Consider the following 13,419-nt stretch of genomic DNA (forward strand, 5'->3'; position numbering starts at 1 on the left):
TGCCCTAGGAGTTCTCCTCCATTATCTTGTCGATGAGCTTCCGCAGGTCGGACGACTGGCTGGCGACCTCCTGCAAGGCTTGGCGCGACTCGTCCATGCCGTCGGAGAGGGTGGTGGCGATGCTGTTGACCTCCTCGACTACGCGGTTGATCTCGTCGCTGGCGGCGGATTGCTCTTCGCTGGCTGTGGCGATGTTGCTGACCTGTTCCGCTGTGCCTTCGGCAAGGGTGACAATGGCTTCCAGTGCCTTGCCGGATTCGTTGGCAAGAGACGTTGCCTCTTTGACGGCGGTCGCCGCCTTATCCACATGCGCGGCATTGCTGCGCGTGGAGTCCTGAATGCCGGAGATGGACTGCGCCACTTCCTTGGTGGCGCTCATGGTCTTTTCGGCCAGTTTGCGCACCTCGCCAGCCACCACGGCAAAGCCGCGCCCTGCCTCGCCTGCGCGGGCGGCCTCGATGGCGGCATTGAGGGCCAAGAGGTTTGTCTGGTCTGCGATGTCGTTAATCACGCCAATAACGCCGCCGATGGACTCCACCTGCGTCTCCAGCTTGCCCATGTCGTCCTTGAGGACGCTGGCCATGGTGTGCACGGAGCTGATGGCCTCAATGGCGTCTGCGACAATGCGCTGGCCTTCCACGGCGCGCTGACGCGTATTATCCGCATTTTCTGCGGCATTGGAGGCATTGCGCGCCACCTCCATCACGGTGTGGTTCATCTGCTCCATGGCTGTTGCGGTTTCGTCGAGGCGTTCCTTTTGGTCGTGCGCGCCCTGCGCCGTGAGGTCTGCCTGAGCTGACAACTCCTCGGAAGCGGTGGTGATGCGCTCCACAATGCCCTCCAGCGCGCGGGCGGATTCCAGCATGCCTTGGCGTTTGGCTTGTTCGGCCATCTCGCGGGCCTCTTCGGCTTCGGCCGTGGCCTCGCGGGCGCGGGCGGCTTCCTCTTCGGCCTGCGCGCTCTTTTGCTCCGCGTCGGCCATACTGTCACGCAGGCTGCCCAGCATGGCGGTGATGGAATTTTTGAGGGTGAGGAGTTCGCCGTGAAAGCGGCCCCGCAAGGTGGCCTCGTGGTCGCCCTCGGCCACACGTTCGGCATACTGGACCAGCGTGCCCACCGGGCGCTTGAGCATAATCCACATCAGCGCCGAGATGGTCGCCAGCGCGCCAAGGACAATAACAAAGCCCAAGAGCGCGGTGATGTTGAGATTGGTGTTGATGGCGTGGGCAAAGCGTTCGTGGCGGCTGTCCACCTGCGTCTGCACATCGTCCATGTAGACGCCCATGCCAATGACCCACCCCCACGGGCGGAAGAGCTTCACATAGGACAGCTTGGGGAAGTCCCCCTCCTGACCGGGCTTGCTCCAGTGGTAGTCCACGAAGCCTTGCCCTTCTTCGCGCGCAACGTCGGCAAACTCCACAAACAGATGCTTGCCCTTGGTGTCCGTCATGTCCCCAAGGGGCTTGCCGTTCAGCTCCGGTTTGACGGGATGCATGACCATGCGCGGCTCAAGGGTGTTGATCCACAGATAGTTGCCGTCAGCCAGACGCATGCCACGTATCTGTTCCAGCGCGGTCTGCTTGAGTTCCTCCGTGATGTCCTCCACCCACGCGCCCGTGCCGACAATCCACCCCAGTTCCGGAATGAGCTTGACGTACGAGACCTTCTGCTTGGGCGTCTCTTCGCCCGGCTTGGCCCACAGGTAATCCACGGTGCCTGCGCCGGACTCGGCGGCAACGCGCGCCATTTCGCGGAAGAGGTGCTTGCCGTTGGGGTCGGTGGCGTCTGAGAGGTCCTTACCATTGAGGTCCGCGCGGATGGGGTGGGCAATCATGCGGCCATCAAGGTCCGTAATCCATAGATAGTTGCCGTCGTCGTAGCGCATGCGGGTGATCATGGCGGTGATGCGGGCTTTGGCTTCGGCAAGGGAGGCCTCGGCTTCGACATCATACAGGGTGTTTTGCAGCAGGCTGTGCACCGTCTCCACGATGGGGCGCAGCTCCGCGACCTTGTCACGCTTGAGGGCGGCAATGTCTTTGGAGCGGGCGTGGATTTCGTCCACGGTGGAGATGGCAAGTTGGACAAGGTCGCGCAGTTTGGTGCGCTTTTCCATAATGATGGCGGCGCGCGTCTCCTCGGACTGCTCGGTGGCAAAGCCGCGCAGGCCGTAGGAAATAGCGGTGTAGAAGAACAGCCCCTCAATAATGAGTGTGGCCGCCACTACAAGCAACATTTGGACGACGATGGATTTGCGCATGAGATGGTCCCCTAGCTTGTTGGACGATACAGCTCCTCAAATCATATCAGGTTTACATGAAATTGCATCACCCTGACGCGAAAACCGTTTGCGCGCGGCAAAAAAAGAACGCCCTCCGGCTGGCGGCCGAAGGGCGTGGGATGTCGCGTGGAAGCTGCGTTAGCGGCGTAGCAGGTAGCGGCGCACAGCGCGGTTGTGCTCGCGCAGGGTGCGGCTGAACTTGTGGGTGCCGTCGCCCTTGGAGACGAAGAAGATGTACTTGTGCTTTTCGGGCCGCATGGCGGCTTCAAGCGCCGGGCGGCCGGGGGAGCAGATGGGGCCGGGGGGCAGGCCCTTGTGGCGGTAGGTATTGTAGGGATTGGACGAGTCGCGCAGGTGCTTTTTGGTGATGTTGCCGTCAAAGGCGGTGCCAAGACCGTAGATGACGGTGGGGTCGCACTGCATGCGCATGCCGCGGCGCAGACGGTTGGTGTACACGCCTGCGATACGCGCGCGCTCGGACGCGGCGGCGGTTTCCTTCTCCACCATGGAGGCCAGCGTGACGATGCGTTTGAGTTCATCCGCTGGCGGCGGCCCGTTGGGCCAAAGATGGTTGCCGGCCTGCTCCCAAAAGGTGCTGAGCATGGTGCGCACAATGGGGGCCGCGTCCCCTCCGCGCGGGCGGGGGATGAGGTAGGTTTCCGGGTAGAGGAAGCCCTCGGCGTTGTCGAAGGGAATATTGTAGCTGCGCAGGAGGTCCTTGTCGTGGATGGCTTTTTCAAAGCTCTCGGCGGTTGTGAGGCCGGATTCCTCTACCACGCGGGCGACCTTCCACCATGGCAGGCCTTCGGGAATGAATAGCTTGTGGAGCATGGCGCGGCCTTCGGTGAGGGCGTCCAGCACCTGCCGGGGCGTCCAACTGGAATGCAGACTGAACTCCCCGGCCTTGATGGATTGGGCTTTGCCCTCAAGGCGGGCCAGCAGGCGAAAGCGCCATGCGTCGGTAATGACGCCGTTGGCCTGAAGGGCCGAGGCGGCTTCGTCAAATGTTTCCCCCGGGGTGATGTGGACCACCACCTCGCGGCCCGGCGTTTCGGCCGGGGTGTGCAAAAAGGAGTGCGCCTGCCACAGAAACCAGCCTGAGACGGCGCAGAGGAAAACGGTGAGGGCAGCGCATGCGATCAACGTTCTTTTCATGCTCATGCGTCGCGTTTCTCCTGTGCGAGGTAGCTTTCAAGGATGCGGACGGCGGCTTGCTGGTCCAGCACGGTTTTGCGTTTTTTGCGGCGCAAGCCGACTTCCTTGAGTTGTTCTTCGGCCTCTACGCTGGAGAGGCGTTCGTCCATGTAGTGGATGGGCAGGTCCGTGCGCCGGGCAAGGCTGGCCTTGAAGTTGTAGACCTGCCGGGTGATGAGCGTTTCCTCTCCGTCGAGGGACAGGGGAAGGCCCAGCACGATGGCGGTAACATTTTCCTTTTCCAGTATTTCGGACAATTCCGCAAACAGTTTGTCCCTCGTGGTGCGCACGATGGTCTTGTAGGGAAAGGCCATCATGCCCAATCCGTCGGTGAGGGCCAGTCCGACGCGTTTAAGTCCAAAATCAATGGCGAGAATGCGCATGCGTGTTTTTTCCGGTTAACGGTCTGGCAGGGCGGGCATGCAAAGAGGGGGAACGCGGTGGCCGTGGTGAAGCGGTGTGCGCTTCACGCGCGGGGCGCGTTGCCCCCTCAGTCATATGCAGGTGCGCTCTGCGGTCAGGACTCCGGGGGAGTCCGCCACGTGTTGCCCCCCGGCGGCTGGGCCGCGCGGGGCTGTGGTTAGCCTTTGCTTAAGGTCACAGGACGCACGCCGGGGCGCGGGTCGCTGTTCCCTATAGCGGAGAGCAGTTCTTTTTTCCACTTCGGCCCGCCGAGGCGCTCGGCCATGTACTCCAGCGTGTGGATGACGCGGTGGGCGTCCTTCATGGCGATGAGGCTGCGGCGGATGCCGATGCGGCACGACGGGCAGCCCACAACGATGGGGCGGTCCGCCGGGTAGTCGCGCAGGTCGCCGGTAAGGCGCTGCTGCTTTTCCGCGCGCAGTTTGTTGTACAGCGCGGGGGTGGTCATGGCTCCCATGCCGGATTCGCCGCAGCAGCCGGGGGAGATGTTCACCGTGGTGCCCGTCAGCTCGGCAAGCGCTTCGGCGTAGCGTCCGGACGCCTTGGTGGCGGGCACGCCCGACCATTCAGCATGGCACGCCGCATGGTACAGCAGTGGCGCGTCGTCGGGGGCGGCGGCGTCCAGCACGCGGGGGGCGGCCTCCATGACGTACTGCGTCACGTCGCGGTGGGTCAGGGGCGTGGTGAAGGTTTCCAGATGGTATTCCTTGAGGCCCTCGCGGCAGGTGCCGCATGCCGTCAGCACGTGCTTGACGGACAGTCCGGCGTCGGCGGCGGAGCGCACAAGGTCGGCCAGCCGGTCGATATTGCGCGAGCGGTTGGCGTTGAAGGCTTCCTCGCAGCCTGCGGTGATGAGCGGATAGCCGCAGCACATGTGCTCCGGCGGCAGCACCACCGAGGTGCCGGACTTGAGCAGCAGATACAGCCCGGCAAGGCTGATGCTGCTGCTGAACAGGCCGCCGCCGCACCCCGGGAAGTACAGCACAGCGCCGCCGTCAGCGGTGTCCGTATCCGGGACGAAGAAGGAGCCTTTGCTGAGGCGCAGTGCGTCCCCAAGGTGCTGGAAGCCAAGGGACGGGCCCTTGCCCTGGAACATGGGGTTCTCCGCCCGCTTGCGCCATGGCGCGGGGATGAGGCCCACGGTGCGGTTGGTCATGGTCTGGCCGATGGCCGCCATTTTGGCCGCGCGGGGCACCCTGTTCGTGGGATTCTTGGCAAGGAAGTGCAGCACCCGCGTCTTGAGCGGATGCCCGCCCGCGCCCTTTTCCTCAAGGAAGGTGCGCATGTGCAGGGTAACTTCCGGGGTGTTGATCTTCACCGGGCACACGGCCATGCATTTGCCGCAGGCGGTGCAGTGGTCCACCAGCTCGCGCAGCTTGTCCATGAGGTCGCGGTCCGGCTCGCCGCCGGTCACCTGCGAGTAGTAGATGGCCTCAATGAGCGCGCCAAGGCTGATGTTCTTGTTGCGCGGGTGGTGGATGAGCGAGCGCGTGGGCGTATACATCGGGCAGACCTGTTTGCACTTGCCGCAGCGGGTGCAGGTCTGGATGTTGGTGAGCATGCTCATCAGCCGCTCTTTATCCGCAAGGCCGGTGTTGCCGATGTCCTCGATGAGTTTGTTGAACGAGAACGTGTAGGTCGGCGCGGCCAGCTTGCGGGTGGTGAGCTTGCTGGGGTTCAGGATGTCCTTGGGGTCCACCTGCTGTTTATAGTCAGCAATGGCCTTGATGCGTTCTTCCGGCAGGAAGCCGATTTTGGTGATGCCGATGCCGTGCTCGCCGGACACCACGCCGCCCATGCTCATGACGGTATCCGCCACGGCGTGGATGGCTTCTTCGGCAAGGGCCAGCATCTCGGCGTCGTTGGAGTTGACCGGGATGTTGACGTGGCAGTTGCCGTCGCCCGCGTGCATATGGTTGGCAATGACGATGCGGGTGGCGCGCATGTGCTCGAAGATGGCGTCCATTTCTTCCGACAGGTCGCTGTAGCGGCTCTTGAGGTCGCGGAAGAAGTAGTAGGCCTGCACTTCAAGTTCCTGATCGGATATCTCGCTGTGGGTCACCTGACTGTTGATGATCTTGGACGAGAAGGTGAACTCCATGTTCAGGAATTTGTCATCCACGCCAATGCCGGGCAGACGGCCAACCTCCTGCAGGGCGCGGCGGTAGGCCTTGGCCATGTAGATAAGGTTCTGCGCCTCAAGGAAGTCCGAGAACTCGGGGATGACGTCAATGGGGATGACGATATCCTCGTTGATCTTAAAGCCCGACGTCCGCTTGGAGATGGCGGACAGGCGGTGGCGGTCCTCCCAGAAGACTTCGGCCTCGCGCGGGTCGCGCGCGGCAAAGACGTCCACATCGTCGTAGGGTTCCACGATGTCGATGATGCGGCGCGCGGCGTCCTCAAGGGCGTTTTCGTCGTTGGAGTCCAGCTGCATGATGAGCACGGAAATGGGCTCGCCCTCGTAGCGCATGGACTTTTTGGTGTACTCGATGGCTTGCACGTATTTGCTGCCGAACTCCTCAAGGGCGGAGATCTTTACCAGGTCGCCTTCCTTGCGGATGGCGTCGCGCAGTCCCACCACGTCCTTGATGACGTGCATGGCCGGGCGCATGGTGCGGCCAAAGAATTCCAGACACAGCACGCGGGAGTGGGCCATCTGGTCGTAGCAGGTAAAGCAGGCTTCGGTGATGATGCCGTCCACGCCTTCTTTCTGTACGCCGGGCAGGCCGCCGAGGAACTTGTTGGTCACGTCCTTGCCGAGGCCTTCGGCGCGTACGTCCGTGCCGGAGAGCGAGACGGTTTCCATGACGGAACCCTGCTCGCTCAGCACTTCAAAGACCGCCGTTTCATGCGGCATAATCTTGTGGCGCGGGTGGTCCTTGCGGCGGACCTCAATCAGGTCGCCCGCAGGCAGCACCATTTTGTAGGACAGGATGTTGTCGATGGTGGTGCCGTATTCAAAGGCAAAGGGACCGCCCGAGTTCTCAGACACGTTGCCGCCGATGGACGATGCGCTCTTGGAGGCGGGGTCCACGGTGAACAGCAGGCCCTTTTCTGCGGCGGCTTTGATGGCGTCGATGGTGATGACGCCGCTCTGGCAGCAGATGGTTTTGGCCTCGGTGTCGATGTCCAGCATCCGGTTGAGGCGGGCGAGGCTGAGGACCACGCTGCGCCGGCGCGCGGGGATGGCGCCGCCAGTGAGGCCGGAGCCGCCGCCGCGCGGGATGAGGGAGAAGTTCATAGCCCCGGCCAGACGCACAAGGTCGCGGACCTGCGCGGTGGTTTCGGGCAGGGCGACGAACATGGGCAGTTCCATACGCAGGTCGGTGGCGTCGGTGGCGCACTCCACGCGGGAGTTGGGGCGCGTGTCCAGCGCCTCCGGCGGCAGGAACTGCGCGGCCCGGCTGGTGACCTCGTCCTTGAACTTTTGGTCGTCCTTGAACTGGTTCCAGAAGCGGAACATGCCCGTTGCAAGCACAGAGGAATATTCCTCGGACAGGGCAAGTTTGGCGCGGCTGAAGGATGCCTGCGCGCTTTTCCAGACCATTTCGGGGTCGATAAAGGGATTGTAGCGTATCAGAAAAAGCTCTGCGGCGAGGTCCAGTGCGGTCTCTCGCACGGCCTCGGGCCATCTTCTGAATTCCTTGTAGTCCAGCCCCAGAACGCGCGGAACAAGGCGCTCTGGCGGAATGGAAATGTGGGGTCCTTTGTAAGGCATTGCGGAACACCGGTTTGTTGGGGTTGTTTGTGGAGCCAGACAGTATACGGACGGTGCTTTTCAATGACAAGTCGGGTTTTTTATCCATTTTTGCGGGGGGAAAAGCATGGGGCGGGGCGTGCGTGGCGGGCAGGGCGCAGGCGGGCGCAGACGCGCCGTGGCAAAGGCGCACCGCGCGTGGTAGGATGGCAGGAAAGCGGCGCAAAGCGCCGCTCCGGAGCGAAAGGAGGAGCCTATGCGAAACGGTTCCCAGAGCCTTATGGGACTGTATGCGGTGCTGGCCGTGCCGTTTGTGCTCAACGACATCGCCAATATTTTCGTGACGGACTACCGGGTGTGGATTGGAATCGACTACATCTTTGTCAAAGCCCTGCCCATCGTCATCCTTGTGTGGGCGGCGGCGCGGGGGATGGTGCGCCCCGAGGACCTTGGCCTGCAGCGGCTTACGCCGGCGCTCTTTGTTTTTTATGCGCTGGGGATGAGCGTTGTGGGGATTTTGCTGGATACGTGGGGGCTTGCTTTTTTTGAGTCCCTTGTTCCGGGCGGCAAGCTGGGCAGCGTTCCGGTGATGGAGGGCACGGCGCTTGGCGCAGTGGACGCCACCATCGGGCTCTTTTTTGTGGGCGTTGTGGAGGAGGTCATTTTCCGCGGGCTGGCGTGGACGGCCATTATGCGGGCCACGGGCGCGCCGGGGGTGGCTGTGGGGCTTTCGGCCCTTGTGTTCGGCGCTATCCATTGGTCCCTTGGGCCTGCCGCCGTGGCGAATGCCGCCGTCATCGGCGGGGTGTTTTCGCTGTGCATGTGGCGCACGGGGAGTGTGTATCCGCTTATCATTGCGCATTGTATCGTGGACGTATTGTACTTTGGCGGCGCGTAGCCTGTGGGGCGGCGCGCCAGCCCCTGCCGCCGCTGTGCGGAGCAGACCAAACCACCCGGAGGCGCGGTGTCAGTATTGCGGCGGCTGATAAGCCGTGTTCAGAGTGTGCGGCGTATGGCCGCCCTTGTCCGGCAGGACAGGGCCGTCGCATGGCTGGGACCAAGGCGGCGCGTGGTGCTGGTGCACCAGATGGGGCGCGTTGGCTCCATGAGTGTGTACGCCGCCCTTCGCGCGGTGCCGGGCGTTCTGCCCGTGCATGTGCATTTTTTATCCCCCACCATGCGCGAGGCCGCGCGGCGCGAGGCGCGGTCCGCGTCACGTCCGGTGCCGGACCATGTGCGCGAGGGCGCGCTTGCCGCGTGGTTTGTGCGGCGCAACAGAACACAGCGTGAAGCGCTGGTGGTTACACTGGTGCGCGACCCCGTCGCCTTTGTGCTGTCGGACCTCTTCCACAACGAGGTGGCGGCGACCGTGCGCGCGGAGAATGGGAAGCAGGCAGACCCAGAGGATTATGCAGACCCAGAGGATTATGCAGACCCAGAAAAGCAGGCCGAGCGAGAAGAGCAGGCAAACGCGGTGGCGCAGTTGGCGCGGGAGCGCCTTGCGGCCTTTGACCCGGAGACGGATTATATGGCCCGCTGGATGCGCGAGGAACTTTACGGCGTGCATGGCGTGGACGTGCTGGCGGAGGGGTTCGCCCCGGAGGCGGGCTGGCGCGTGTACGGCGGCACCGCATCCGTGCGTGTGGCCGTGTTTCGGCTGGAGGATGCGCCGCGGGTGTTTGTGCCCGTGATGCGCGGCGAATTGGGCGTGCAGGTGGAGGAGCTTGGCCGCACCAACGCGGCGGACCAGCGCCCCTACGCGGCGCTGTATGCGGCGGTGACCGAGCGCCTCGCCCTGCCGGACGACGTGCTGGACCGCATCTACGGCGCGCCCTTTGCGCAGACGTTATATTCGCCGGAGGAGATTGCGGGCTTTCGGCAGAAGTGGGGCGCGGGCAAAGCCGCGACAGCCTAGAGGGCGGCGGAGCGCCAAAAGACCGCGCATCCGCCGCTGGTGAAGATTATTGCCATCCGGCGAGGAAGCCGCCGTTGGCAAGGTCCGCCTTGTTGTAGATAAAATCCGTTCCGTCCGGAGCGGTAAAACTGCCGCCAGCGCCAAGAACAATGGCGTGTCCGGCGGCGGTGTCCCACTCCCATGTCACGTTAAAGCGCGGGTAGTAGTGCGCCGTGCCCTCGGCCAGCAGGCAGAACTTGATGGCTCCGCCTGCGTCGATGCGCCGGGTCACGCCCTTGGCGGCGCCAAAGGCTTCGGTCTCCGGCGCGGGGTGCGAGCGGCTGGCCAGCAGGACCGGGCCGTCCGGTCCCGGCGTGGCGGTGTGGATGGGCGCGGCCTCGGTGTTGTCGTGCTGGCGGAATGCGCCACACTCAGGCCCGCCCCAGTAGGTCACGCCGCGCACGGGCACGCGGATAACGCCAAGGACGGGACTTTTGCCTTCCACAAGGGCGATGTTGACGCAGAACTCGCCGTTCTTTTTGACGAATTCCTTGGTGCCGTCCAGCGGGTCCACCAAAAAGAAGCGGGGCCATGCCGCGCGCTGGGTGGCGGGCAGGTGCGCGCCCTCCTCGGACAGGATGGGGATGTCCGGATGCGCGGCGGCGAGGCGCTCGCAGATGAGGGCGTTGGACGCGCGGTCCGCCCGGGTGATGGGCGAATCATCGGCCTTGTATTCCACGTCGAAGCCGTCTTCGTAGATGCTGAGGATAACGCGTCCGGCGTCTTCGGCAATGGCGGTCAGGGTGTGGGCCATGGCGGTGAGGTCTGGGGGAGTCATATTGCGCGGTTCCTGCTGTTTTTGGCCATACGGCGTTCCGTCAGCCGGACCGAGCGGCGCGCCTGCGCGGCGTCCCTGCGGCGGAAGTCTTCGGACGTTTCGGCGATAAGGGGCGGGGCCTGCATGGGCTTGCCGTCCTCATCAAGGGCAACAAAGGTGAGATAGGCGGAAACGGCGTGGCGCAATTCGCCGGTGAGGATATTTTCCGCATTGACGCGCACGCCCACTTCCATGGACGACGTGCCCACATAGTTCAGGCAGGCTTTGACGTGCACAAGGTCGCCCACGAACACGGGGTGCAAAAAGTCCATTCTGTCGATGCTGGCGGTGACGACGTTGCCCCGCACATGCCGCATGGCTACCACGGCCCCGGCGTTGTCGATGAGTTTCATCACCACGCCGCCGTGGACGTTTCCGGCGGGGTTGGCGTCCTGCGGCAACATAAGCTGCGACATGGAAATGCGGCTTTCTCGTACGGTTTTCCCTGGCATGAAGGCTCCTGATATATCGTGCAATGGGGGGCGCTGCCGCCTTGGGGCAGCCGCTGGACGGTACACGATTTCGCTGTGGACCGCTACGCGTCTGGTGGGATTAGTCGCAGGTCGGGCTGGGGGCGTCCACCCACAGGGGCAGCTTGACGGTGACGGAGGTGCCCGTCTCGCGGCTGGTCTCCAGTGCGATGCAGCCGCCGTGAGAGCGCGCTATGAGCGCGGCGGAGTAGGTGCCAAGGCCCGTCCCGCCCGGCTTGCCCGCTGTGGCGAACTTTTCGAAGAATCTGCTGCGGATTTCCTTGGGCACGGCTCCGGCGTTGTGGATGCTGATGGCGCCGGCGGAGTCGTCCAGCGTGATGGTGACGACGCCGTCCATGGGCGAGGCCTCCACCGCGTTGCGGATGAGGTTCGCCAGCATGGAGTACAGCAGCAGATTTTCGCCGTAGGCCGTAAAGGGCGTGTCCGGCGCAACGTTGCCCACGCGGTTGCGGCGGATGCGCACTTGCCGCGCCTCGGTCACGGGTTTCAGGTCCGTGATGATGCGTGTGAGCAGGTCGTTGATGTCCACGGCCTCGCGTGAAAGCGTGTAGGTGCCGCGCTCCATTTTGTAGAGGTCCATGGAGCGGTTGACCATATCCAGCATGCGGTAGCCGGACTTTTCCAGCTCGTCCATCAGCTTGAGCTGCTGCGGGGTGAGGTTGCCGTCATCGCGCAGGAGCTGGGGCACGTAGATGACGTTGTGCAGCGGGTTTTTCAGGTCGTGCCGCATAATTTGTTCCACGTCTTCGCGCAGTTGCTCCAGCTTTTTCTGCTCCGTCACATCGGTGGCAACCCAGATGACCCCGCGCGCGAGGTCCGACGGGTCCAGCGCCTTGCCTGTAAACTCTGCCCAGAAGGGCGTGTCGTCTTTGCGGCGCAGTTCGTATTGCGCGTGCACGGTTTCGCTGCGCTTTAAGCGGTCAATGAATGTGGCGGCAAAGTCGGCGTAGGTCTCGTCCGAGGTATGGATAATGCGCGTGCTTTGGCCCTGCATTTCCTCGGGCGTGTAGCCGAACATTTCGGCAAACAGGGCATTGACCCGGACGATGATGCGGTTTTCGCGCACGTAGAGAACGCCCACCATGGAGTTGTCGAAAATGGCCTCGAATTCCTCCAGCGCTTCCTGAATGCGCTGCTCCTGCCGCTTGCGCTCGGTAATGTCGCGGAACCAGAAAATGCGGCCAAGATGCGTGCCTTTGTTGCTGAAGAAGCCGCGGGAGCGGCGCTCGATGACGCGGCCATCGCGAAGCTCCAGCTCATAGTCGTCCTCTTCGATCTCCGGGTGCTCGCACAGCCAGAGAAAGTGCTGGTACATCGCGCCCGGGTCGGGCATAAGTGCGTCAATTTTCGAAAACGCCTGCTCGCGGTTTTCGGGAAGCAGGTCCTGTGGTTCAAGGTGCCACTGCTCAAGGTAGCTGACGTTCCAGAAGGTGGCGTAGAGGTTATGGTCCACCACAAGGATGCCGTCGGGCGAGGTGTCCTGCTCTGTGCGCAGCAGGGCGTCCTGATAGCTGAGGCGGCGCGCGACCACGGCGCGGTAGAGCAAAATACCCGCGCCAATGAAGAACAGGGTCAGCACCACGGCAAAGGCCGTGCGCTGCATGCGCAGGGAGGTGAATCCTTCGCTGACCTTCGTGGCGTCGGCGGAGAGGCCTATGGTCAGGTGCTGGGTGCCAATGGACGCTGTGGCCCATGCCACCAGCCTGCAGCACGGCCCGCCGGAACCGTCTCCATTGCCGGTGATGTGCCCTTCGTTTGATTCCAGAACCTTGAGGCGCCATGCGCTGGGCACGGGGGAGTCGTCAAAGGTGGGCTCCAGAATGCTGCGGCCCAAAACAGGGCGGGCGTTGTTGAATAAAAAGCGTCCATGCCGGTCGAGGAGGAAGACCTCGCCGTAGCCTTGCAGGCGCAGGGGGCTGACGTAGCTGTTGACGAGGTGGTTCAGGTTGACCACCGCAATAACGGCGCCGTGCATGACCGTGGTGGTGCGCACCGGAGCGATGATGGCCAAAAAGCGGTTGCGGGGTGTGATGTGCAGGTCCGGGGCGTACATGGCGTCCGGTGAATCCTGAATAATGCCCCACGACTCCTGAATCCAGCGTTCGGCCTCGCGCTCGGCCTGCTCCGCGCTCTGAAAGCCGGAAATAGCCAGCATCCCCGGCGCGTCGGGGGATTCGTAATAGCCAAGGACGAGCAGTTCGGGAAAGCTGGCCCGCAGTGGCTCGAACATATTGGGAAAGGTGGCCTTGCGCTCGCTCCCGGATTCGATTTTGGGCATGGTTCTGCGGGCAAGGTGTGTGATGGCGGCGCTGAGGGCGCCAAGGCGGTTTTCAATGGCGCGGCGGGAGAGCTGCACCGCGGTCATTTGCTGGTCGTTGAAAATGCGCTCGTAGTCCGATGCGGCTTGATCGTCTATCCAGTAGGCTGCGGCGGAAAAGATGCTGGTGGCGATGAGGAGGCCAAGGGCGTAGAGCGCCGTCAGCCACCAACGGTGGCGCCGGAATCCTACGGAGGTGCGTGGCGAAGGAGGTGGATGCTGCATGTGGCTGTGCTACCTGCGGT

The 13,419-nt window shown here is 63.3% G+C and carries 9 protein-coding genes; 2 read left to right on the top strand and 7 right to left on the bottom strand.

Annotated features, from left to right (window positions below; translation table 11 throughout):
- Positions 1-4: 4 nt before the first annotated feature.
- The 4 genes from ACYQ2T_RS03320 to ACYQ2T_RS03335 form a co-directional block, all read right to left on the bottom strand.
- The gene (locus ACYQ2T_RS03320) at positions 5-2,257 is read right to left on the bottom strand and encodes a methyl-accepting chemotaxis protein (protein WP_459898421.1); all 2,253 of its coding nucleotides are present in this window, start codon (positions 2,255-2,257) and stop codon (positions 5-7) included.
- 159 nt (positions 2,258-2,416) lie between these two features.
- The gene (gene mltG / locus ACYQ2T_RS03325) at positions 2,417-3,439 is read right to left on the bottom strand and encodes an endolytic transglycosylase MltG (RefSeq protein ID WP_459898423.1); all 1,023 of its coding nucleotides are present in this window, start codon (positions 3,437-3,439) and stop codon (positions 2,417-2,419) included.
- The gene (ruvX, locus tag ACYQ2T_RS03330; protein WP_404845897.1) at positions 3,436-3,855 is read right to left on the bottom strand and encodes a Holliday junction resolvase RuvX; all 420 of its coding nucleotides are present in this window, start codon (positions 3,853-3,855) and stop codon (positions 3,436-3,438) included. Before ruvX ends, mltG begins: the two co-directional genes overlap by 4 nt.
- A 197-nt stretch (positions 3,856-4,052) precedes the next feature.
- The gene (locus ACYQ2T_RS03335; RefSeq protein ID WP_459898426.1) at positions 4,053-7,616 is read right to left on the bottom strand and encodes an FAD-binding and (Fe-S)-binding domain-containing protein; all 3,564 of its coding nucleotides are present in this window, start codon (positions 7,614-7,616) and stop codon (positions 4,053-4,055) included.
- 235 nt (positions 7,617-7,851) lie between these two features.
- Between ACYQ2T_RS03335 and ACYQ2T_RS03340 the strand changes: the two genes are divergently transcribed.
- Positions 7,852-8,493 (top strand): CPBP family intramembrane glutamic endopeptidase, encoded by a 642-nt coding sequence (locus tag ACYQ2T_RS03340; protein ID WP_459898427.1) that lies wholly within the window; start codon positions 7,852-7,854, stop codon positions 8,491-8,493.
- A 66-nt stretch (positions 8,494-8,559) separates the two neighbouring features.
- A complete protein-coding gene (locus tag ACYQ2T_RS03345; RefSeq protein WP_459898429.1) occupies positions 8,560-9,510 on the top strand; it encodes a hypothetical protein in 951 nt (316 codons plus the stop codon).
- 46 nt (positions 9,511-9,556) lie between these two features.
- Here ACYQ2T_RS03345 and cysQ read toward each other — a convergent pair whose 3' ends face one another.
- From cysQ to ACYQ2T_RS03360, 3 genes are all read right to left on the bottom strand, one after another.
- Positions 9,557-10,327 carry a 3'(2'),5'-bisphosphate nucleotidase CysQ gene (gene cysQ / locus ACYQ2T_RS03350; RefSeq protein WP_459898431.1) on the bottom strand — a complete coding sequence of 257 codons (771 nt, stop codon included), beginning with the start codon at positions 10,325-10,327 and terminating at the stop codon, positions 9,557-9,559.
- Positions 10,324-10,818: an acyl-CoA thioesterase gene (locus ACYQ2T_RS03355; protein WP_404845892.1), complete on the bottom strand. Its 495-nt coding sequence runs from the start codon at positions 10,816-10,818 to the stop codon at positions 10,324-10,326. Before ACYQ2T_RS03355 ends, cysQ begins: the two co-directional genes overlap by 4 nt.
- A gap of 100 nt (positions 10,819-10,918) precedes the next feature.
- Positions 10,919-13,399: a PAS domain S-box protein gene (locus ACYQ2T_RS03360; protein ID WP_459898433.1), complete on the bottom strand. Its 2,481-nt coding sequence runs from the start codon at positions 13,397-13,399 to the stop codon at positions 10,919-10,921.
- Between the last annotated feature and the right edge of the window lie 20 nt (positions 13,400-13,419).

The organism is Desulfobaculum senezii, from assembly GCF_054657395.1.

Excerpts from the sequence above, each read along its gene's own strand:
- ACYQ2T_RS03320 (WP_459898421.1), bottom strand. The coding sequence starts at position 2,257 with ATGCGCAAATCCATCGTCGTCCAAATGTTGCTTGTAGTGGCGGCCACA.
- mltG (WP_459898423.1), bottom strand. The coding sequence starts at position 3,439 with ATGAGCATGAAAAGAACGTTGATCGCATGCGCTGCCCTCACCGTTTTC.
- ruvX (WP_404845897.1), bottom strand. The coding sequence starts at position 3,855 with ATGCGCATTCTCGCCATTGATTTTGGACTTAAACGCGTCGGACTGGCC.
- ACYQ2T_RS03335 (WP_459898426.1), bottom strand. The coding sequence starts at position 7,616 with ATGCCTTACAAAGGACCCCACATTTCCATTCCGCCAGAGCGCCTTGTT.
- ACYQ2T_RS03340 (WP_459898427.1), top strand. The coding sequence starts at position 7,852 with ATGCGAAACGGTTCCCAGAGCCTTATGGGACTGTATGCGGTGCTGGCC.
- cysQ (WP_459898431.1), bottom strand. The coding sequence starts at position 10,327 with ATGACTCCCCCAGACCTCACCGCCATGGCCCACACCCTGACCGCCATT.
- ACYQ2T_RS03355 (WP_404845892.1), bottom strand. The coding sequence starts at position 10,818 with ATGCCAGGGAAAACCGTACGAGAAAGCCGCATTTCCATGTCGCAGCTT.
- ACYQ2T_RS03360 (WP_459898433.1), bottom strand. The coding sequence starts at position 13,399 with ATGCAGCATCCACCTCCTTCGCCACGCACCTCCGTAGGATTCCGGCGC.